Annotated in this window: 17 protein-coding genes; 8 read left to right on the top strand and 9 right to left on the bottom strand. The window is 75.3% G+C overall.

Features of this window, described 5'->3' with window-relative positions; genetic code table 11:
* Window positions 1-105 precede the first annotated feature (105 nt).
* Entirely contained in the window at window positions 106-1,497 is a 1,392-nt protein-coding gene (locus FJQ57_RS20795) for a hypothetical protein (RefSeq protein ID WP_139984049.1), read from the top strand.
* Between the two features lie 38 nt (window positions 1,498-1,535).
* Here FJQ57_RS20795 and FJQ57_RS20790 read toward each other — a convergent pair whose 3' ends face one another.
* The 3 genes from FJQ57_RS20790 to FJQ57_RS20780 are packed head-to-tail and all read right to left on the bottom strand — an operon-like array spanning window position 1,536 to window position 3,643.
* The gene (locus FJQ57_RS20790; protein ID WP_139984047.1) at window positions 1,536-2,597 is read right to left on the bottom strand and encodes an NAD-dependent epimerase/dehydratase family protein; all 1,062 of its coding nucleotides are present in this window, start codon (window positions 2,595-2,597) and stop codon (window positions 1,536-1,538) included.
* Window positions 2,597-3,412, bottom strand: a complete 816-nt coding sequence (locus FJQ57_RS20785; RefSeq protein ID WP_139984045.1) for an S-methyl-5'-thioadenosine phosphorylase — start codon at window positions 3,410-3,412, stop codon at window positions 2,597-2,599. The genes FJQ57_RS20790 and FJQ57_RS20785 overlap by 1 nt, the downstream gene beginning before the upstream one ends.
* A gap of 36 nt (window positions 3,413-3,448) precedes the next feature.
* Window positions 3,449-3,643 (bottom strand): DUF3046 domain-containing protein, encoded by a 195-nt coding sequence (locus FJQ57_RS20780; protein WP_139984043.1) that lies wholly within the window; start codon window positions 3,641-3,643, stop codon window positions 3,449-3,451.
* A gap of 78 nt (window positions 3,644-3,721) precedes the next feature.
* Here FJQ57_RS20780 and FJQ57_RS20775 point away from each other — a divergent pair, with 78 nt between their 5' ends.
* Window positions 3,722-4,243 (top strand): GNAT family N-acetyltransferase, encoded by a 522-nt coding sequence (locus FJQ57_RS20775; RefSeq protein WP_139984042.1) that lies wholly within the window; start codon window positions 3,722-3,724, stop codon window positions 4,241-4,243.
* On the opposite strand, the gene FJQ57_RS20770 is transcribed toward FJQ57_RS20775, so the two are convergent.
* From FJQ57_RS20770 to FJQ57_RS20760, 3 genes are read right to left on the bottom strand one after another with little or no spacing between them, the layout of a single operon-like run.
* Window positions 4,236-5,036, bottom strand: coding sequence for an ABC transporter permease (locus tag FJQ57_RS20770; RefSeq protein WP_139984040.1), 801 nt, complete (start codon window positions 5,034-5,036; stop codon window positions 4,236-4,238). The two genes, FJQ57_RS20775 and FJQ57_RS20770, sit on opposite strands and share 8 nt — an antisense overlap.
* Complete coding sequence (locus tag FJQ57_RS20765; RefSeq protein ID WP_139984038.1) at window positions 5,033-5,854, bottom strand: ABC transporter permease; 822 nt, start codon at window positions 5,852-5,854, stop codon at window positions 5,033-5,035. Before FJQ57_RS20765 ends, FJQ57_RS20770 begins: the two co-directional genes overlap by 4 nt.
* A complete protein-coding gene (locus FJQ57_RS20760; protein WP_246081950.1) occupies window positions 5,854-6,819 on the bottom strand; it encodes an ABC transporter ATP-binding protein in 966 nt (321 codons plus the stop codon). The genes FJQ57_RS20765 and FJQ57_RS20760 overlap by 1 nt, the downstream gene beginning before the upstream one ends.
* A 39-nt stretch (window positions 6,820-6,858) precedes the next feature.
* Between FJQ57_RS20760 and FJQ57_RS20755 the strand changes: the two genes are divergently transcribed.
* Window positions 6,859-7,359 carry an ATP-dependent endonuclease gene (locus FJQ57_RS20755; RefSeq protein WP_139984036.1) on the top strand — a complete coding sequence of 167 codons (501 nt, stop codon included), beginning with the start codon at window positions 6,859-6,861 and terminating at the stop codon, window positions 7,357-7,359.
* Between the two features lie 346 nt (window positions 7,360-7,705).
* On the opposite strand, the gene FJQ57_RS20750 is transcribed toward FJQ57_RS20755, so the two are convergent.
* Together FJQ57_RS20750 and FJQ57_RS20745 are read right to left on the bottom strand one after the other, a co-directional pair.
* Entirely contained in the window at window positions 7,706-8,161 is a 456-nt protein-coding gene (locus FJQ57_RS20750; RefSeq protein WP_139984034.1) for an HNH endonuclease, read from the bottom strand.
* A gap of 24 nt (window positions 8,162-8,185) precedes the next feature.
* Complete coding sequence (locus tag FJQ57_RS20745) at window positions 8,186-9,871, bottom strand: HsdM family class I SAM-dependent methyltransferase (protein ID WP_170219539.1); 1,686 nt, start codon at window positions 9,869-9,871, stop codon at window positions 8,186-8,188.
* Window positions 9,872-9,916: 45 nt separating this feature from the next.
* Between FJQ57_RS20745 and FJQ57_RS20740 the strand changes: the two genes are divergently transcribed.
* The 5 genes from FJQ57_RS20740 to FJQ57_RS20720 all read left to right on the top strand — a co-directional run bounded on the left by FJQ57_RS20740 (window position 9,917) and on the right by FJQ57_RS20720 (window position 18,075).
* Window positions 9,917-11,272, top strand: a complete 1,356-nt coding sequence (locus FJQ57_RS20740) for a nicotinate phosphoribosyltransferase (protein WP_281284299.1) — start codon at window positions 9,917-9,919, stop codon at window positions 11,270-11,272.
* The gene (locus tag FJQ57_RS20735) at window positions 11,269-11,871 is read left to right on the top strand and encodes an isochorismatase family protein (protein ID WP_139984028.1); all 603 of its coding nucleotides are present in this window, start codon (window positions 11,269-11,271) and stop codon (window positions 11,869-11,871) included. The genes FJQ57_RS20740 and FJQ57_RS20735 overlap by 4 nt, the downstream gene beginning before the upstream one ends.
* Window positions 11,868-12,629, top strand: coding sequence for an NUDIX hydrolase (locus FJQ57_RS20730; RefSeq protein ID WP_139984027.1), 762 nt, complete (start codon window positions 11,868-11,870; stop codon window positions 12,627-12,629). The genes FJQ57_RS20735 and FJQ57_RS20730 overlap by 4 nt, the downstream gene beginning before the upstream one ends.
* Window positions 12,630-12,716: 87 nt before the next feature.
* A complete protein-coding gene (locus FJQ57_RS20725; protein ID WP_211349234.1) occupies window positions 12,717-17,261 on the top strand; it encodes an ATP-dependent helicase in 4,545 nt (1,514 codons plus the stop codon).
* Window positions 17,248-18,075 carry a DNA-formamidopyrimidine glycosylase family protein gene (locus FJQ57_RS20720; RefSeq protein WP_139984023.1) on the top strand — a complete coding sequence of 276 codons (828 nt, stop codon included), beginning with the start codon at window positions 17,248-17,250 and terminating at the stop codon, window positions 18,073-18,075. The genes FJQ57_RS20725 and FJQ57_RS20720 overlap by 14 nt, the downstream gene beginning before the upstream one ends.
* Here FJQ57_RS20720 and FJQ57_RS20715 read toward each other — a convergent pair.
* Window positions 18,056-21,232 carry a reprolysin-like metallopeptidase gene (locus tag FJQ57_RS20715; RefSeq protein WP_139984022.1) on the bottom strand — a complete coding sequence of 1,059 codons (3,177 nt, stop codon included), beginning with the start codon at window positions 21,230-21,232 and terminating at the stop codon, window positions 18,056-18,058. The genes FJQ57_RS20720 and FJQ57_RS20715 overlap by 20 nt on opposite strands.
* Between the last annotated feature and the right edge of the window lie 16 nt (window positions 21,233-21,248).

The following is a 21,248-nucleotide window of genomic DNA, read 5'->3' as shown; positions in this document are numbered from 1 at the left end:
CACCTGCCTCCACCCCTGGGGTCGTGCGCTGTCCACCCGCGGGTCGAGGGAACGGCGCACGGGGGCCACCGACGGGGTGCCCGGGGCGGGCCTAGGCTCGCCCCGATGAGCGTCGAACCGGCCCCGCGCGCAGTAGTCCGGGCCGGCCTGGCCGGCATCGTCGGCACGGTCGCGCTGGTGGTCCTCGCGTTCGAGCTGCCCGGCTGGCTCGGCTTCGACCCGATGGCGCGCCGCCCCGTCGAGGGCGAGCAGTCCCTGCCCCCGCTGCGGGGCTACCTCGACGTCAAGCCGTGGCTGTCCGAGGGCACCATCCGCCTGCTCGTGGTGGCGGTGCTCGCCTGGCTGGTGCTCCCCCGGCTCCTGGCGACCGTGCGCTGGCCGCTGGTCCTGGCGTCGTCGTACGCCGCCGGTGTGGCCTGGTTGCTGGCGCTGGCCTACGTCGACGGGCCCGAGGGGCTCTCACGCGTGGAGGAGATGCCGGGCGAGTACCTCGCGACCGCCCGCACCATCACCGACGTGCCGATGCTGCTCGACACCTTCGTCAGCCGGATCACCTACGGCGAGCCGGACAGCTGGCCCACGCACGTCTCCGGCCACCCACCGGGTGCGCTGCTGTTCTTCGTGCTCCTGGTGCGGCTGGGGGTCACCACGTCCTGGGGCGTCGGCCTCGTGGTCACCCTCGTCGCCGCCTCGACCGCCCCCGCCGCCCTCGTGGCGCTCCGAGCGCTCGACGCCGAGGGCGTGGCCCGGCGGGCCGCGCCGTTCCTGGTCCTCACCCCCGGCGCGGTGCTGATGGCGGTCTCCGGCGACGGGGTGTTCGCCGCCGTCTCGGCCTGGGGGCTGGCCCTGCTCGCCGTCGCCGCGGCGGCCTGGCGGGCCGGGCGGCGCACGGCGGTCCCGTGGTCGGTCGCCGCCGGGCTCGTGCTGGGCCTCGCCGTCCACATGTCCTACGGCTTGCTGCTGCTCGGCCCGGTCGCCCTGGCCGTCCTCGCGGCCGCCCGGTCCTGGCGCGCGCTGCCCTGGGCGGTCGGCGGAGCCCTGGTGGTGGTCGTCGTCTTCGGCCTGTTCGGCTTCTGGTGGTGGGAGGCCTACGGGCCCCTCCACGACCGCTACTACGCCGGCCTGGCCTCGCAGCGACCGCAGGCCTACTGGAGCTGGGCCAACCTCGCCGCCCTCGCGGTCGGGGCGGGGCCGCTCGCGCTCGTCGGCGTCGCCTGCGCCCTGCCCGGCGTCCGGGCGACCGTCCGGGGCGCGGGACCCGGTGAGGTCACGGAGCGGCGCACCGCGGTGCTGCTGGTGCTCTCCGCCGCCGCCGCGATCCTCGCCGCGACCCTCTCGGCGATGAGCCGGGCCGAGGTCGAGCGCATCTGGCTGCCCTGGACGCCCTGGCTGCTCCTCTCGGCCGTGCTCCTGCCACCGCGCTGGCGCCGCACCGCCCTCGCCGTGCAGGTCGCGGTCGCGGTGCTGCACCAGCAGCTGGTCTTCACCCAGTGGTGAGCGCGTGGTGAGCGCGTGGTGGGCGCCCCGCGGGGAGGTCAGGCGCGCAGCGGCGCGGTCGCGAAGGCGCGCAGGCCGTCGGCCGGGAGCACCTGGGCGGTGAACGCCAGCTCGGCGGCGGCCCGGGCGGGCGAGGCGACCACGTGGCGGACGTCGCCGAGGCGGAAGCCGCCGGTGACCTCCGGCTCGATGTCGGTCCCGGTGCCCTCGGCGACCAGCCGGGCGACCTCCAGGATCGTGACCGGGTGGCCGGAGGCGACGTTGTAGGCGGCGTACGACGGCGGGCGGTCGTCGGGGCCGGCGAGGACCGACTCCAGCGCGCGCACGTTGGCCCGGGCGACGTCGTCGACGTGCACGAAGTCGCGGGCCTGGCCGCCGTCCTCGTAGACCCGCGGCCGCTCTCCGCGCTCCAGGGAGGAGCGGAACATCGCCGCGACGCCGCTGTAGGGCGTGTCGCGCGGCATCCCCGGGCCGTAGACGTTGTGGTAGCGCAGGGCCACCGCGTGCGCCCCCGCCTGCCGGACCCACGCCGCGGCGTAGTGCTCCTGGGCGAGCTTGCTGGCGGCGTAGGAGCTGCGGGGGTCGAGCCGGGCTCCCTCGTCGACCGTGGCCCACGCCAGCGGCGCGCCGCAGGTGGCGCAGTGGTTCTCGAAGTCGCCGCCCTCCAGCGCCTCGACGGTGCGTGCCGGCGGCGCCTGGTCGCCGTGCTCGGCGCAGGTGTAGCGGCCCTCGCCGTAGACCACCATCGAGCTGGCCAGCACCAGCCGGTGCACGTCGTGGTCGTGCATGGCCGCCAGCAGCGCGGCGGTGCCGAGGTCGTTGTGCGAGGCGTACGCCGGCAGGTCGGCCACCGTGACCCCGGCGCCGACGACGGCGGCCTGGTGGCACACCGCGTCGACGCCGTCGAGCAGCGGCGCCCACTCCGCGCCGTCGACGGCGTCGCGGACGTCGAGCCGGTGGGTGCCGGAGGGCGGCTCGGTGGCGCCGTGCGCCTGGGGCAGCATCAGGTCGACCCGGACCACGTCGTGGCCGTCGGCCTCCAGCGCGGTGCCGATCGCGGTGCCGATGAACCCGGCCGACCCGGTGAGCAGGACGCGCATCAGCCGATCCCGGGCACGTCGTAGGTCAGCTCGACGTCGTCGGCCCAGGTCGAGCAGGAGCAGCCGTCCGGATCGGGCAGGCCGGCGATGGCGGCGGTGAGCAGCGCGGTGAGCCGCTCGAGGTTGCTGCGGAACAGCGCGAAGACCTCGGCCTGGCCGACGCCCTGGCCGGACTCGGCGCCGGCGTCCATGTCGGTGACCAGGGCGATCGAGACGTAGCACTGCAGCATCTCGCGGGCCAGCGCGGCCTCGGGGGCGCCGGTCATGTTGATGAGGTTCCAGCCGCGGTCGAGGTAGTCGCGCGACTCGGCGCGGGTGGAGAAGCGCGGGCCCTCGATGACGACCATCGTGCCGCCGTGGCGCACGTCGTCGGCCGCGGCGGCCGCGGCGGCGGAGACACCGGGGCAGTAGGGGTCGGCGAAGGGCAGGTGGCAGGCGCCGGACTCCACGAACGACCCGACCCGGCGGTGGGTCCGGTCGACCAGCTGGTCGGGCACCACGACGTCGCCGGGGGCGACGTCGGCCAGGCCACCGACCGCGCAGGGCGCGAGCACCTGGCGCACCCCGAGGGAGCGCAGGGCCCAGGCGTTGGCGCGGAACGGGATGCCGTGCGGCGGGTGGTCGTGGTGGCCGCCGTGGCGGGGCAGGAAGGCCACCCGTCGCCCGGCGACCTCGCCCACCGAGATGGGGCCCGACGGGTCGCCGTACGGCGTCGTGACGGCGTGCTCGGTGACCTCGCCGGTGAGGAAGGAGTAGAAGCCGGTGCCGCCGATGACGGCGACGTCGGCCACGGGGGTGCTCGCGGGTCCGGTCATGGCCGGTGAGCCTACGGTCGGGCCCGGCGGCCGGTCTCAGCGGTCGCGGTCGGGCAGCTCCAGCTGGCGCCACACGGCCAGCCAGACCTGCTTGGGCGCCACGCCCTCGTCGATCGCCTGCTGGGCGGTGCGGCGGTCGAGGTCGGCCAGGACCACCGACGAGGCCCACGAGCGGGCGTAGGCCGCACCCAGCGCCTGCTCCATCCGCTGCCAGAACTCCGTGTGCCTCACGCTGCCCTCGCCGCCCTCACGGGGACCGAGGGTAGGCGACCACCCCGAACCACCGCCGGACCCTGCCAGGATCGAGCCATGGTGGTCCGCGACGCCGTCGAGGCCGACCTGCCCGCGGTCAAGGCGGTCTACGACGCCGAGGTCCGGGGCGGGACGGCCACCTTCGACACCACACCTCCCCCGCTGTCGGCGTGGCGGGAGCGGCTGGCCTCACCGCACCACCTGCTCGTCGCCACCGACGGGGCCGACGGGGCCGGCGGGTCCGGCGGGTCCGGCGGGTCCGACGGGTCCGTGCTGGGGTACGCCTCGTCGACGGGCTACCGGCCGCGGGCGGCGTACGACGCCACCCGGGAGGTCTCGGTCTACCTGGCCGCCGACGCCCGCGGGCGCGGGGTCGGCCGCGCGCTCTACGACGTGCTGCTGGGCCGCCTGCGGGACGACGGCGTGCACACCGTGCTGGCCGTGGTGGCGCTGCCCAACCCGGCGAGCGACGCGCTGCACCGGGCGGTCGGGTTCGAGGAGGTCGGGGTGCTGCCCGAGGTCGGCCACAAGCACGGCCGGTGGATCGACACAGCGTTCTACGCGCTCCGGCTCACGTGAGCAGCAGCGCGTCGAGGCGCCGGCGCACGAGGTAGAGGCCGACGGCGCCCATGGCCAGCAGGTAGACCACCGAGATCGCAGACTCGACCGTGACCAGGCCGGTGGTGAGCTCGCGGCACAGCACCACGCCGCGGTAGAGCGGGGTGACCTCGACGACCCAGCGCAGCCAGCCGTCGAACGCGGTGATGGGGAAGAACGTCGCCGAGAAGAGGAACAGCGGCACCTGGACGAGCGAGACCTTCTCGAAGTCCTGCCAGGAGGTGAACCACGTCGTCCAGGCCATCGCCGCGGCCGAGAACGCAAACCCGATCAGCAGGGCCGCCGGCAGCGCGAGCAGCGCCCACCACGACCGGACGTAGCCCAGCGCGAGCATCACCACCAGGAAGGCCGCCGAGTAGGACCCGCCGCGCAGCTGGCCCCACACCACCTCGCCGATCGCGACGTCGCGGGTGAGCATCGGGGTGGCCAGCACCGAGTCGTAGAGGCGCTGGTGCTTGAGCTTGAAGTAGAAGTTGTAGCAGGAGTCCATCAGGGCTCCGTTGAACGCCGAGGCGGCGAGCATGCCGGGGGCGACGAACTCGGCGTAGGGCACCGACGTGCCGTTGAAGTCGAAGGACTCGATGAGCTGGCCGACGCCGATGCCGATGGAGAGCAGGTAGAAGACGGGCTCGAGGAAGCCGGTGAGGAACAGCTTCCAGGCGGTGCGGTAGGTGATGGCGTTGCGCTCGACCATGAGCAGCACGGCCTGCACCGAGGTCAGCGGCACGACCACGGGCCGTCGGGTCGTCGTCATCGGGCCATCCGCCGCTCCAGGCCGGTCACGGCCCACACCAGCCCGGCGGCCGAGAGCAGGACGAGCACGGTGACGTTGACCAGCGCGGTCGGGCCGTCGACCCGGTCGAGGCTGAGCATCCGGGACAGGTTGACCCCGTGCCACAGGGGCGTGACCTGGGCGATCCGCTCCCCCACCGCGCCGAGGTTGGCCACCGGGAAGAACGCGCCGCTGAAGAGGAACAGCGGGAAGACGACCAGCCGGAAGACCACGCCGAAGGCGGCGTCGGTCTCGATGCGGCAGGAGAAGCCGTACATCCAGGTCGCGAAGAGCAGGCCGGTCAGGGCCTGGGCGCCGAGCGCGGCCACCGGGCCCCACCACGCGCCGTACACGTCGAAGGGGGCGACGACCAGGTCGAAGACCGCGCAGACCAGGGTGACCCGGACGGTGACGTAGGCGAGGTGACCGAGGGCGACCTGGCGCACCGTGATGGGGGTGGCGACCATCGAGTCGTAGACGCGGTTCCACTTGAAGTTGCTGAACACCGGCCACGACGTGTCGGCCACGGCGGTCTGCATGGCGTGGCCCGCGACGAGGCCCGGGACGATGAACGCCAGGTAGGTGCCGGCTCCCTCGAGCCGGTCGGGGTCGACCTCGATGAAGCCGCCCAGCAGCACCCCCATGGCCAGGACGTAGAAGATCGGCGAGAGGAACGCCGAGACGACCGAGCCCTTCCAGGTGCGGGCGGCGACGGTGGCGAAGTAGGGCGCGAGGCGGCGCACGGCGGTGAGCGTGCCCGTGAGGGATCCGGTCTGCAGGCTCGGGTCGGTGGTGGCCATCAGTCGACCAGCGTCCGGCCGGTGAGGCGGAGGAAGACGTCCTCGAGGGTGCTGCGGCGCACCAGCGTGGCGACCGGCCGCAGGCCGCGGGCGTGGACGGCCTCGACGACCGCGTCGCCGTCGGCGGTGTAGACGAGGAGCCGGTCGGGCAGCACCTCGACCCGGTCGGCCAGGTCGGCCACCTGCTCGGCGTGGAGCTCGTGGGGGTCGGGGCCGTCGCCCCCGGCGTGGCCGAACCGCAGCTCGGCGACCTCGCGCGAGGAGTGCTGCCGGATCAGCTCGGCGGGCGACCCCTCGGCCGCGACGACGCCCTTGTCCATGACGACGAGCCGGTCGCACAGCTGCTCGGCCTCGTCCATGTAGTGGGTGGTGATGACGAGCGTGACGCCCTGCTGCTTGAGCCGGAACAGCTGGTCCCACAGCACGTGGCGAGCCTGCGGGTCGAGCCCGGTCGTCGGCTCGTCGAGCAGGAGCAGGTCGGGCCGGTTGACCAGGCTGCGGGCGATGGTGAGGCGCCGCTTCATGCCGCCGGAGAGGTCGTCGACCTTGGCGCGGGCCTTGTCGGCGAGGCTGACCAGCTCGAGCAGCTCGTCGGCGCGGGCCCGGGCCGCTGCTCGGCCGATGCCGAAGTAGCGGGCGTAGACGACGAGGTTGTCGCGCACGTCGAGCTCGGTGTCGAGGGTGTCCTCCTGCGGGCACACGCCCAGGCGGGCGCGGATGGCCGCGCCGTCGGTCGCGGGGTCGAGGCCCAGGATGCGCAGCTCGCCCGCGGTCACCGGCGAGACGGCCGCGACCATGCGCATCGTGGAGGACTTGCCGGCGCCGTTGGGTCCGAGGAACCCGAACGCCTCGCCCCGGCGCACCTCGAGGTCGATGCCCCGCACCGCCTCGAAGACGCCCTCGCCCTTGCCCTCGGTCCCGAACGACTTGCGCAGCCCCCGTGCCCGCACCATCGACTCACTCACCCGCGGGACCCTAGACCCGGCCGGGGACATGATGGTCGCGTGGAGCCGCCGACCGTGCTCGTCGAGGGCGAGAGCGACCGCCGGGCGCTGGAGGTGCTCGCCCGGCGGCTCGACGTGCGGCTCCCCCGCCCGATCGTGCTGCACGGCATCACCAACCTGCGCGCCGAGCTGGCCCGCGGCACCGGGCCCTACGCGGTGCTGCACGACCACCGGGAGGCCCCCTGGGTCGACCGGGTCGTGCGTGCCTCGGGCCGCGCCGTGGCGACGTACGTCTGCGACGCCGACCTCGAGGACGAGCTCATCCGCGCCGTCGGCGTGCCCGGCGTGCTCGCCGAGGTCGACGCGCGCCACGAGCGGACGGCGTACGAGCGGATGGCCCAGCAGGTCGCCCAGCGCGACCGCACCGACCACGAGCGCCTGCACCGCTGGCTCGGCGCCCGCAGCGGCCACAAGCTCACCTACGCCGGGCTGCTCGCCGAGGCGGTCGACCTCGACGCTGCGCCGGCGCCCTTGGTGGGGCTGCTGCACGACGTCTCGTGAGCCGACTGCATCCCGGGGGGCTGATGTAGGTGGATGGGTCGGGTGGCCGCGCGCGTGGCAGGCCGCGTCTCGGCGTCAAGGACGCCTGCGGCGCCGGCCCCGCCGGCCGCTTCGCGGTCCTTGACCCCGAGCCTCTCGCGGCCCGCCGACCTGCGCGCTGTCGGCGACGCCTCGCAAGCTCGGCGGAGCCCGTGCCGTTGAGCGCGCCGTCAGTCGATCGGGCGAGGCTCCGGGTCAAGGACCGCCGCAGGCGGCCGGCGAAGCCGGCGCGAGCGCAGCGAGCGTCCTTGACGCGGAGACCCGATCGACTACGCGCGCGGCCGCCCACACCAGCACGCGGAGCTGCTCAGGACCAAGCCGCGACCTGCGCCCGCGTGGGGTGCCACGGCTCGAGCCGCAGCCGCATGCCGGCCTCGGCGGGCGTGCGGTTGCCCTTGCGCTCGTTGCACGGGCCGCAGGCGGCGACGGTGTTGACCCACGTCCAGCCGCCGCCGCGCGAGCGCGGCAGCAGGTGGTCGATGGTGTCGGCCCGACCGCCGCAGTAGGCGCAGTGGTGCCGGTCGCGGGCGAGGACGCCGTGGCGCGTGTAGCCCGCGGGGCGGTAGAGCCACTTGGTGGCGACGTAGCGCACCAGCCGCAGCGCCCGCGGCCACTGGTAGGGGCCGATCATCCGCTCGCCGTGGGCCTCGTGGACGACGGCGACCTCGCGCACCAGCATCTTGACCGCGTGCTTGAAGCTGACCCGGCCCAGGGGCTCGAAGGACGCGTTGTAGAGCAGCACCGTTCCCGTCAACGTGGTCATGGGCTGCCCCTTCCTGTCCGGATCCTAGACTCCCGGTCCGCATGTCGGCCCGGTCAGCGGTGTGTTGTCGCGGCGTGAATTCTTCGTGACCGCCCGGGGTCGGCGCACGCGCATTTCCCACCAGTCCAGGGCCGCGTGGTCGTCGTACGCCGTGCACATCTGCTCGCCGAGGGCGGCGAGCAGGTCGGGGCGGGCCGCGTCGTCGGCCTCCTGGGCGGCGCGGGCCAGCGCCGCGCCGGCGTCCCAGGCGGCCCGGCCGGCGGGCAGCGGGAGTGCGGCGACCTGGCGGGCGCTGAGCTTGACCGCCGCGGCCGACAGCCCGGCGCCGGCGTACCGCGCGGCGGCGCCGGCGACGACGGGCGGGGCGAGCAGCACGGCCAGGACGTGCCAGAGCCGGTCGGGGTCGGCGGCGACGGTCACGACCGGCACCGAGGGCAGCCACCGGCCGTCGACGTCCACGACTGCCTCGACGACCCGGCCCTGCGGGGCGACGAGGACCTTGGGCACCAGCCGCGCGCGGGCCCAGGCCGCGAGCCGGGGGTCGGCGGCGAGGGAGTCGAGGTCGACGGTCGGTCGGCGCCAGTCGCGCTTGGCGAAGCGGGTCGGCTCCTCGCCCCAGCGGTTGCGGGCGGGGTCGACGAGCCCGGCCGTGACCAGCGGCGCCCCGGCTCCCCCGTCGTGCACGTGCGGGACCAGGCCGTAGTACTGGTCGCGGAAGTCGGCGGCACACGTCGCGAGGTCACCCAGCACCCCGACGGTGCGCGGCGCGACGACGGGCACGCCGAGCGCCGGCGCGTGCAGCGGACCCCACTCGCCCTCGGGCAGCGCGACCTCGCGACCCGCCACCCGGACCGGACCCTGCACGGCCCCGACGCGCACCACGGGCACGCAGGTCAGCACGGGCGTCCCGGCGAACACCGGCCGCGCCGAGGACCAGAAGTCGGTCACCGCCCCCGCTGCGCGCACCGCCGCCCGCACCGGGCCCGCGTCGCGCGCGGCGAGCACGGAGACCGGCTGCACCAGCGCCACCACGCCCCCCGGCCGCACCAGCTCCAGGGCCCGGGCCAGGAACACCGCGCTCGGGTCCGTGTACGCCGCCGGCGACCGCTCCGCCACCGCGTCCCCCGGCGCCACGCGACCCCGCGGGCGCAGCCGACCGCCGAACGGCGGGTTGCCCACGACGGCGTCGTACGGCGCCGCGGGGTGGGCACCGAGGCCGTCGGCGACCCGCACCGTCCGCTCGAGCACGGCCGGGTCGACCCCGGGCGCCTCGAGGCGGAGCAGCAGCCGGGTGATGGCGACGGCGACCGGGTCGAGGTCGGTGCCGTGCACCCGGTCGACGGCGTCGGGGCCGAGCCGGCGCAGCGCCGCGACGAGCACGTTCCCGGTGCCGCAGGTGGGGTCGAGCAGCGTGCCGCCGGGCGGCAGGCCGTCGAGGGCGTGGTCGAGCAACCGGTCGACGAGGTCGGGCGGGGTGTAGAAGGAGCCGCGCCCGACCCGGTCGACCGACTCCCCCAGCAGCGCCTCGTGCACCGTCCCGAGGCGCGCCGCCGCGGCCGGGTCGCGCCACGGGTCGAGCGCGGGGTCCTCGACCGCGCCGGACGGTGGGACGGTGAGTCCGTGGGCACCGGCGACGGTGGCCAGCACGGCGTCCCAGCCGGCGGCGACGACCGCGTCCCGCAGGCGCTCGTCGCGGGCCGCTCGATCCACGAGGTGTGAGCCTAGGACCGACGGGGCAGAGGTGTTATAGTCAACGTGACTACAAACCAGGAGGGCCACATGACGACCACGACCGGCCTGCTGACCGACCGCTACGAGCTCACGATGCTCGACTCGTTCGTCAGCGACGGCAGCGTCGACCACCCCGCGGTGTTCGAGGCCTTCGCCCGGCGCCTGCCCGAGGGGCGGCGCTACGGCGTCCTCGGGGGCCTCGGCCGGCTGCTGCCGATGATCGAGCGGTTCCGGTTCGACGCCGACGAGGTGGAGTGGCTGCGCGCCGAGGGCGTCGTCGCCGACGCCACCGCCGACTACCTGTGCGACTTCCGGTTCCGCGGCGAGATCGACGGCTATCGCGAGGGCGAGCTCTACTTCCCGGGCAGCCCGGTCCTCACCGTCCGCGGCACCCTCGGCGAGGGCGTCGTGCTCGAGACGCTCGTGCTGAGCGTGCTCAACCACGACAGCGCCATCACCTCCGCGGCCGCCCGCATGACCAGCGTCGCCGGCGGGCGCCCGATGATCGAGATGGGCAGCCGCCGCACCCACGAGGAGGCCGCGGTCGCGGTGGCCCGCGCGGCGTACGTCGCCGGGTTCGCCTCCACCAGCAACCTCGCCGCCGGACGCCGCCACGGCGTGCCGACCGTCGGCACCGCCGCCCACGCCTTCACCCTGGCCCATCGCAGCGAGGTCGAGGCGTTCCGCAGCCAGGTCGAGGCCCAGGGTCCCGGCACCACGCTGCTCGTCGACACCTACGACACGCCGCAGGGCATCCGCAACGCCGTCGAGGTGGCCGGCCCCGAGCTCGGCGCGGTCCGCATCGACTCCGGCGACCTGGCCGAGGAGGCCGTGGCCGCCCGGGCGCTGCTCGACTCGCTCGGGGCCACCCGCACCCGCGTCGTGGCCACCAGCGACCTGGACGAGTACGTCATCGCCGCGCTCGCCGCCGCCCCGATCGACGGCTACGGCGTCGGCACCCGCGTCGCCACCGGCTCCGGCCACCCCACCGCCCAGATGGTCTACAAGCTGGTCGCGGTCGCCGACGAGCCCGGCGGCACCCTGCGGCCGGTGGCCAAGAAGTCCCACGACAAGGTCTCGGTCGGCGGGCGCAAGACCGCCTGGCGCACGTACGCCGACGGCCTGGTCGTCGCCGAGGAGTTCACCACCGACGGCACGGTCCCCGACGGCGCGACCGCGCTGCAGGTGCCGCTCGTCCGCAGCGGCGAGACCGTGCACTCCCCCACGCTCGACTCGGTCCGCGACCACTGTGCCGCCGCCCTCGCCACCCTCCCGCCCGAGGCCCTCGCCATCACCGGTGGCGGCGCCCACCTCAAGGCCCAGCCGGTGGCCTCGCCGGCGACCACGACCGTCCCCACCCCCGAAGGAGCACTGCGATGAGCACCAGCCCCACCGATCCCCAGGGCAGCCGGAAGGCCCTTGTGGTCGTCGACGTCCAGAACGACTTCGTCGAGGGCGGCTCGCTCGCCGTCACCGGCGGCCGCGACGTCGCGACCCGCATCAGCGAGCACCTCGCCGCCCACGCCGCCGAGTACGTCGCCGTCGTGGCCTCCCGCGACTGGCACGACGCCCACGGCACCAACGACGGCCACTTCGCCGAGCCCGGCACCGACCCCGACTTCGTGCGCACCTGGCCGGTGCACTGCGTCTCCACGACCGGCGGCAGCGACTACGCACCCGAGCTCGACACCAGCCGCGTCACCCACCACGTGCGCAAGGGCATGGGCGTGGCGGCGTACAGCGCGTTCGAGGGGGTGACCGACGACGGCTCGACCCTGCAGGCGCTGCTCGACGACCTCGGCGTCACCGAGCTCGACGTCACCGGCATCGCCACCGACTACTGCGTGCGCGCCACCGTGCTCGACGCCCGCCGGGCCGGGTTCGAGGTGCGGCTGCTCGACGGCCTGCACGCCGGCGTCGCACCCGCCTCCTCGGCCGCCGCCGTGACCGAGATGGCCGAGGCGGGGGTGCTCGTATGACGTACACGACCGAGCACCCGCCGTTCGCGGTCACCGTCGACCTGGCCGTCTTCACCATCCGCGACGGGGCGCTCTCGGTGCTCCTCGTCGAGCGCGGCGCCGATCCCTTCGCCGGGTCGTGGGCGCTGCCCGGCGGGTTCGTCGAGCCGCAGGAGGACGCCGAGACGGCGGCCTGGCGCGAGCTGCTCGAGGAGACCGGCGTCGAGCGCTTCGAGGGCCACCTGGAGCAGCTGCGCACCTACTCCGCCCCCGACCGCGACCCCCGGATGCGGGTCGTCTCGGTCGCCCACGTCGCCCTCGCGCCCGACCTGCCCGAGCCCTCGGCGGGGTCCGACGCGGCCGAGGCGCGCTGGTGGGCCGTCGACGACGTGCTCGGCGAGGGGGTCGACGGCCCGGCGCTGGCCTTCGACCACGAGGCGATCCTCCGCGACGCCCGCGAGCGGGTGCGGGCCAAGCTGGAGTACACGACGCTCGCCCTCGACTTCGTCTCCGAGCCGTTCACCCTGCCCGAGCTCCGCCGGGTGTACGCCGCCGTGTGGGGCGTCGCGCCCGACCTGGGCAACTTCCGCCGCAAGGTCCTCGGCACGCACGGCTTCGTCGTCCCCGTCGAGGGCGGGTCGGGCGGGGGCGGCACGGGTGGGACGGGTGGGACCGGGGCGACCGGGGCGACCGGTGGCGCCGGGAGGCCGGCGCTGCTCTACCGACGTGGCGAGACCACCGCCGTCCAGCCCCCGATGCTGCGCACCGCCGCCGACTGACCCGGGCCGCTCACCCCGGGCCGCTCACCGGGCCGCTCACCCCTGCGGCTGCTCAGAACTGTCCGTGGTCTCCGCAACACTGGTGCGGTGCCCCCGACGACCGACCCGCTCGCCGCGTTCAGCGAGCCGACCCGCACCTGGTTCGGTGCGGCGTTCGCGGCGCCCACGCCCGCCCAGGCCGGGGCGTGGGCGGCGATCGGGGCCGGCCGGCACGCCCTGGTGGTCGCGCCCACCGGGTCGGGCAAGACGCTGAGTGCGTTCCTGTGGTCGATCGACCGGCTGCTGACCACCCCTCCGCCCGAGGACAAGAAGCACCGCACGCGCGTGCTCTACATCAGCCCGCTCAAGGCGCTGGGCGTCGACGTCGAGCGCAACCTGCGGGCCCCGCTGACCGGCATCCGCCACACCGCCGACCGGCTGGGGCAGCCGGTGCCCCAGGTCTCGGTCGGGGTGCGGTCCGGTGACACCGCGGCCGCCGACCGGCGCAAGCTGCAGACGGCGCCGCCCGACATCCTCATCACCACGCCCGAGTCGCTGTTCCTCATGCTCACCAGCCAGGCGCGCGAGTCCCTGCGCGGGGTCGAGACCGTCATCATCGACGAGGTCCACGCGGTCGCGGGGTCCAAGCGCGGCGCCCACCTCGCGCTCAGCCTCGAGCGCCTCGACGCGCTCCTCGACCGACCGGTGCAGCGCGTCGGCCTGTCGGCGACCGTGCGCCCGCTGGAGGAGGTGGCCCGCTTCCTCGGCGGCTCGGCCGCCGTCGACATCGTCGCTCCCCCGGCCGAGAAGAGCTGGGACCTGCGGGTGGTGGTCCCCGTGGAGGACATGACCGACCCCGACGGCGCGCCCGCCGCCGCCGACGACCTCGACGAGGGGCGCCCCGAGGAGGGCCGCACCGGCAGCCTGTGGCCCTACGTCGAGGCCAGCGTCGTCGACCTCATCGAGCAGCACACCTCGACCATCGTCTTCGCCAACTCCCGCCGACTGGCCGAGCGGCTGACCGCCCGCTTCAACGAGCTGGCCACCGAGCGGGCCGAGCAGGCACTCCCCGAGGAGCAGCGGCAGCCCGCCGACGTGATGGCGCAGGCGGGCGCCTCGCGCGGCGCCGAGACCGTGATCGCCAAGGCCCACCACGGCTCGGTCAGCAAGGAGCAGCGCGCCCTCATCGAGGACGACCTCAAGCGCGGCCGCCTGCCCGCCGTGGTCGCGACCAGCAGCCTCGAGCTCGGCATCGACATGGGCGCGGTCGACCTCGTGGTGCAGATCGAGTCACCGCCGTCGGTGGCCAGCGCCCTCCAGCGGGTCGGCCGCGCCGGCCACCAGGTCGGCGAGACCTCGCGGGGCGTGCTCTACCCCAAGCACCGCGGTGACCTGGCGCAGACGGCGGTGGCCGTGCAGCGCATGCGCACCGGCGGCATCGAGGCCCTGCGCATCCCGACCAACCCGCTCGACGTGCTGGCCCAGCAGGTGGTCGCCGCCACCGCCCTGGAGCCCGTCGACGTCGACGAGCTCTACGCGCTGGTCCGGCGCAGCGCGCCGTTCTCCGCCCTGCCCCGCTCGGCCTACGACGCCGTGCTCGACCTGCTGGCCGGGCGCTACCCCAGCGACGAGTTCGCCGAGCTGCGTCCCCGCATCGTGTGGGACCGGGTCGCCGGGACCCTCAGCGGCCGTCCCGGCTCGCAGCGCCTCGCCGTGACCAGCGGCGGCACCATCCCCGACCGTGGCCTGTTCGGGGTGTTCCTGGCCGGCGCCGAGGGCCCGGGCAAGCGGGTGGGCGAGCTCGACGAGGAGATGGTCTACGAGTCCCGCGTCGGCGACATCTTCGCGCTCGGAGCGACCAGCTGGCGCATCGAGGACATCACCCACGACCGGGTGCTGGTCACCCCGGCACCGGGCGTCCCCGGCAAGCTGCCCTTCTGGAAGGGCGACACCCTCGGCCGCCCGGCCGAGCTCGGCGCGGCCATCGGGGCCTGGACCCGCGAGCTGGCCGGCATGCCCCGCGCCAAGGCCGAGCAGCGCGCCCGCGACGAGGGCCTCGACGAGTGGGCCGCGGGCAACCTCGTCGGCTACCTCCACGAGCAGCTCGAGGCCACCCGCGTCCTGCCCAGCGACACCACGATCCTCGTCGAGCGGTTCCGCGACGAGCTCGGCGACTGGCGGCTGGTGGTCCACTCCCCCTACGGCGTGCCGGTGCACGCCCCCTGGGCCCTGGCCATCAACGCGCGCCTGCGCGAGCGCCACGGCATCGACGGCCAGGCCCTGGCCTCCGACGACGGCATCGTCATCCGCATCCCCGACAGCGACGCCGACCCGCCCACCGGCGAGGTCATCGTCTTCGACGCCGAGGAGATCGACCAGCTGGTCACGGCCGAGGTCGGTGGCTCGGCGCTGTTCGCCTCGCGCTTCCGGGAGTGCGCCGCCCGTGCGCTGCTGCTGCCCCGCCGCGACCCCGGCCGCCGCTCCCCGCTGTGGCAGCAGCGCCAGCGGGCCGCCGCCCTGCTCGAGGTCGCCTCCAAGTACCCCTCGTTCCCCATCGTCCTCGAGGCGGTCCGGGAGTGCCTCCAGGACGTCTACGACCTGCCGGCCCTGGTCGCGCTGATGAAGGCCGTCGACCGCCGCGAGGTCGTCGTCACCGACGTCGAGACGACCACGCCCTCGCCGTACGCGCGGAGCATGCTGTTCGGCTACGTCGCCCAGTTCGTCTACGAGGGCGACTCGCCCCTCGCCGAGCGCCGTGCCGCCGCGCTCTCCCTCGACCAGGGGCTGCTGGCCGAGCTGCTCGGCCGTGCCGAGCTGCGCGAGCTGCTCGACCCCGACGTGCTCACCGAGGTCGAGGCCGAGCTCCAGCGCCTCGCGCCCGAGCGGCGCGCCCGCGACGCCGAGGGCCTGGTCGACCTGCTCCGCCTGCTCGGGCCGCAGTCGCTGGAGGAGGTCGCGGCCCGCAGCGTCGACGGCGCCGACGTGGCGGAGTGGCTGGCCGCGCTGGCGGCGTCCCGGCGGGTGGTGCAGGTGCGCATGGCCGGCGCCGAGCGCTGGGCCGTCGTCGAGGACGTCGGCCGCCTCCGCGACGGGCTCGGGGTCCCGGTCCCGCCCGGCACCCCCGACGTCTTCGCCGAGCCGGTCGAGGACCCCCTGGCCGACCTCGTCGCCCGCTACGCCCGCACCCACGGCCCGTTCACGACCGACGAGGTCGCCGACCGGCTGGGGCTGGGCGCGGCCGTCGTGCGCCACACGCTGCAGCGGCTCGGCGCCCAGGGCCGCGTGCTCGACGGCGAGTTCCGACCCGCGGGCGCCGGGTCGGAGTGGTGCGACTCCGAGGTGCTGCGTCGGCTGCGCCGCCGCTCGCTGGCCCGACTCCGCGAGGAGGTCGAGCCCGTCGAGCCCGCGGCGCTCGGCCGCTTCCTCCCCGCCTGGCAGCACGTCTCGGGTCGTGGGCTGCGAGGGGTCGACGGCCTGGTCACCGCCGTCGAGCAGCTCGCGGGGGCCCCGGTGCCCGCCTCGGCGCTCGAGCCGCTCGTGCTGGCCGCCCGCGTGCGCGACTACGAGCCGTCGTTCCTCGACGAGCTGACCACCTCCGGCGAGGTCGTGTGGGTCGGGCACGGCGGGCTCCCCGGCAACGACGGCTGGGTCTCGCTCCACCTCGCCGACCAGGCCCACCTGACCCTGCCGCCACCGCAGCCGTTCGAGACCGGCGACCTCCCCGAGGCCGTGCTGGCCGCGCTCGACGGCGGCGGGGCCTGGTTCTTCCACCAGCTCGCCGCCACCGTGCGCACCGCGCTCGGCAAGCAGACCCTCACCGACCAGGCCATCAGCTCGGCCCTGTGGGAGCTGGTGTGGGCGGCCCGGGTCGGCAACGACTCGCTCGCCCCGCTGCGCGCCCTCGTCGGCGGCGGCCGCACCACCCACCGCACCCGCCGGCCCGCGCCGCGACCGGGCCGCGTCGCCCGCACCGGGCCGCCCGAGACCGCCGGGCGGTGGTCGGTGCTGCCGGAGGTCGACCCCGACCCGACCCGACGCGCCAAGGCGACGGCCGAGCACATGCTCGAGCGCCACGGCGTGGTCATCCGGGGCGCCGTGGTCAGCGAGCGCCCGCCGGGCGGCTTCGCGGCCGTCTACAAGGTCCTCTCCGCCTTCGAGGACTCCGGGCGCTGCCGCCGGGGCTACTTCGTCGACGGGCTGGGCGCCGCCCAGTTCGGCACCGCCGGCTCGATCGACCGCCTCCGCACCTTCAGCGAGGTGCCACCGGGCGAGAAGCCCACCGCCCTGGCCCTCGCCGCGACCGACCCGGCCAACCCCTTCGGCGCCGCCCTCCCCTGGCCCGACTCCGGCGGCGGCCACCGGCCCGGCCGCAAGGCCGGTTCCATCGTCGTCCTGGTCGACGGCGCCCTCGCCCTGTACGTCGAGCGAGGTGGCCGCACCCTGCTCACCTGGTCCGAGGACCCCGACGTCCTGACGCCGGCGGCCGAGGCGCTGGCCGAGACCGTGCGCCGCGGCGCCCTGGGCCGGCTGACCGTCGAGAAGGCCGACGGCGCCGCACTGCTCGGTGGCGGCGACACCCCGCTGCGCGACGCGCTGTCGTCCGCCGGCTTCGTGACCACCCCGCAAGGACTCCGCCTGCGTGCCCGAGGGTGACACCGTCTACCGCGCCGCCCGGCTGCTCGACCGCTCGTTGAGCGGCCGGCGGCTGGAGACCGGTGACCTGCGCGTGCCGCAGCACGCCACGGCCGACCTGGCGGGCGCGACCGTGGTCGAGACCGTGTCGCGCGGCAAGCACCTGCTGACCCGGGTCGAGCTCGACGGCGAGCGGTGGACCCTGCACACCCACCTCAAGATGGAGGGTGCCTGGCGGGTGCTCCGGCCTGGCCAGCGCTGGCCGCGACCTGCCCACCAGGCGCGGGTGGTCCTGGCCACCGCCGACCGGCAGGCGGTCGGCTTCTCGCTCGGCATCGTCGAGCTGCTGCCCACGGCCGAGGAGGACTCGACGGTCGGCCACCTCGGCCCCGACCTGCTCGGCCCCGACTGGGACGAGGCGGAGGCCTTGCGGCGACTGCTCACCGACCCCGACCGGCCGGTCATCGACGCCCTGCTCGACCAGCGCAACCTCGCCGGCATCGGCAACATGTACGCCGCCGAGCTGTGCTTCGTCGGCGGGGTGCACCCGCACGCCCCCGTCGGGTCGGTCACCGGGCTGCCCCGCCTGGTCCGTCGGGCTCGGCAGATGCTCGACCTCAACAAGGAGCGCCCGGTGCAGTCCACCACCGGCGACCTGCGCGAGCGGGAGCGGATGTGGGTCTACCGGCGCGACCGCTCGCCCTGCCGCCGCTGCGGCACCCCGGTCGCCGTGGCGATGCGGGGTCCCGCCGAGCGCGAGCGGGCGTCGTACTGGTGCCCGCGCTGCCAGCCCGCGCCGGCGGACGTCGCAGGTGTCAGCGGCGCGGCGGGATGACGAACGTCCCGAAGCCGTCGACGTCCACCCGCTTGCGGTCCAGGGACCTGACGACGACCGTCCCGCCCTGGGGCGTGGCGAACGAGCGGGAGTCGGCCCGGCGGGTCCCGGTGCCCCGGAGGCTGAGGGTCTTGAGGACCTTCCCGTCGAGGACGATCGCGACCCGCCCCGACGTGGGGGTACGCCGCAGCAGCACGGTGAAGCGCGACGCGCGCTGCAGGCGGAAGGTCAGCGTGCGGCCCGGCCGCGACGTGGTGAGCAGGGTGCCGCGGTAGGCGTCGTCCTTGGCCACCGCACGCCACCCGGCGCTGCGACGGGCGGCACGCTCGTCGCCGACCACCGCAAAGGCGCGACGGTCGGGCGTCGGGTCGACGCGGCCGGCCGGGCTGGTCGCGGCCACGGTGAACACGTGCGTGCCTGCCCGCAGCCCGGACAGCGCCACCACTCCGTCGGCGCACGGCACAGCGCGACGGTCGATCCGGCACGTGAACGTCGACCCGGCGAGGCTCGACGCGGCGCGGAACGACACCCGGTCGCCGACCACGAAGGACCGCGGCCCGGGCCCGGCGGTGATCCGGGTCCGGGGGGCGGGCGTGGCCGCCGGCGGCGTGGCCCCGGCGATGGTGAAGTCGACGTCGCTGGTGTCGTAGAAGTAGTTGCCGACCGCCTTGACCAGGATGCGGGCCTTGCTGGTATTGACGTCGGGCAGGGTCACCTCGGCCTCGCCGTCGTTGGCGGTCGAGGAGGCCAGCGGGAACGGGAAGGTCTTGCCGCCGTCGGTCGAGAGGCTGATGCTCACCTGCGTGGCATAGGTCGCCGAGTCGGTGCCGTTGACGTCCCAGGTCACTGTCTCGGTGCCGCGGGCTCGGGCCGAGGCACCGGCCGCATCGCGCGAGGTGACGGCGAAGGGTCCGACGGTCGGGTCGAGGGTGAGGGTCAGGTCGTCGTGCGCGGTGCCGCCACCGCGCGGGTTGCCGTCACGAGCGGTGACCCGGAAGTTCATCTCGCCCGCCAACGGGTTCAGGGCGTACAGCGCGGTCGGCAGCTGCTCGGAGTAGCAGTCGAGTGCCGCGCCCGGCGGGACCGTCGTGTCGAGGGCCCCCGTGTAGGCCGGGCAGCTGCCGAGCGGGTCCTCGGCGTTCGTGGTGCCGGCGACCACCTGGGCCAGGTCCGGGAAGGAGCGGCTGCGGGCACCTGCCGGAGCGAGGTTCTGGCCGGGTGAGCTGTAGAGCAGCGTGTCGGTCGCGCTCACGGCAGCGTAGCTGCCAAACACCCGGAACAGCGGCCCGAGCGTCCGGGTGCCGACCAGCGGCTGGCCGGGCCCCAGGCCCAGGACGGGCAGACCGAGCGGGCCCTCGTCGTTCTGCTCCCACAGGTAGGTCAGGCCGGCCGTCTCACCGGCGTCGGGGTCGGAGCCGGTCGCGGTGAGCACGAAGGGCGTCAGGATCGGCACGGCCTTGTCGGGTCCGGCGTCCACGGTCGGCCGGCGGTTGGCGACCGTGGCCGCCGTGCCCTGGTTGGTGGCCGGGCCGCCGTCCTGGAGGACGCCGGTGAAGCCCGTCGTCCCGCCGGTGCCCGCCGCCACCCCCAGGCGCTGGTAGGCCGCGGTGTCGGGGAAGTCGACCGTGAAGCCGGCGGTCGTCAGGTCCTGCGCGCCGTCGTACGGCGTGACCTGGGCGGGCTTGCCGGTCAGCAGCAGCAGCGCTGCCTCCAGGCCGGCCACGGTGTAGGTGGTCCCGTTGGTGATGGTCTGGGCCGGCTTGCCCAGGTAGGTGAGCTGGAAGCTGTCGGTGCCGTCGAAGCCACGGAGGTTGACGACCTGCTGCTCGGTGAGCTGCTCGGGCGCAGCGGTCGTGACCGCGGTGAACTCGTCGATGCTGCGCTGGGAGAAGTAGGGGTCGGTGTGCGGCTGCAGGTCGTCGCTGCCGCAGATGCCGGCGTAGGCCATGACGGTGGAGCCCGAGCCCGGCTCGACGGAGGTCGTCGACTGCCGGTTGGTCGCGACGCAGGAGCCGTTGAGGCCGTCGAAGGTGTGGTTGCCGCCCATCTGGTGGCCGACCTCGTGGGCGAAGAAGTCCACGGCGTAGAAGTCGCCCCGCGGCTCGTCGAGCGCGGTGCAGCCGCCGGCCTTGTTCTCGCCGCCGACCACGCCGAGGTAGGCGACCCCGCCGCTGCCCTCGCCCGACCCCAGGTGCCCGATGTCGAACGCGTCGGCGCCGATGATCTGGCCGGCCACGAAGTTGTTGCGGTCGATGCCGTTGCCGCCGCAGGCGGCGATCTCGTCGGCGGCGAAGCACGGGTTGGCGCCGCAGGGGCCGTCGGCCCCGGTGGCCTTCTCGACGGTGTCGAGGTTGAGCTGCTCGGTGCCGTTGACCAGCACGAACTTCACCGCGACGTCGTCCATGTAGATCGCGTTGGCGCGGTTGACGACCCGCACCTTCTCGGCCAGGACGTTGGCCGTGCCGAAGTCGGCGGCGTACGACGGCGTGGTCACGAACGCCATCCGGTAGGTGCGTTGCACCACGGCCTCGCCGGCGCGGGCGGCGGCGCCGTCGGCCAGGGCGGGCGCGTCGTGGGTCTCCTCGACCTCGCCCTCGTCGAAGCGCAGGGCGGCCGGCCGGGGCAGGTCGCGCCCGAGGTAGCTCACGTGGGCGGTCGTGCCCCGACCACGGTAGGCGGGGTCGACGTACCAGGTGCGCGCGAGCCCGGCGTTGCGCACCACCGCGCTCAGGCCCATCGGGGTCACCGAGAACCGGATGGTGTCGGTCGGGTCGGTGACGCCCCGTCCGGCGTAGGTGCGCAGCTCGGGGTGGCGCGCCTGCAGGTCGTCCTCCAGGACGGAGTCCTCGGCGACGTCGAACTGCACCGACCTGCCGTCGGGAGCCGGCAGCGACACCCGCACCGCCCCCGTGTCGGGGGCCGTCTCGAGTCGGTCGAGGACGGCGGCGGTGTCGACCCGCGAGCCGACGTAGCGCAGCGGTGCGGCCACGGCCCGGCGAGCGGGGTCGAGGACGAGGTCGGTCACCGGCTGGGCCAGGGCGACCACCGGCGGGACGTCGACGGCGGTGGGCTGGGCACCGGGGGCGGAGACCGCCGCGGCCACCGGGACGGCGCCGGTGACGAGCAGGAGGGCAGCGGGCGCGACGACGCGACGCACGAGAGCAGGGAGCACA

This window comes from Nocardioides litoris, from assembly GCF_006346315.1.
GTDB classification, from domain to species: Bacteria; Actinomycetota; Actinomycetes; order Propionibacteriales; family Nocardioidaceae; genus Nocardioides; species Nocardioides litoris.
The sequence above is the reverse complement of the archived record's forward strand: the minus strand, read 5'-3'. Positions and strand labels throughout refer to the sequence as shown.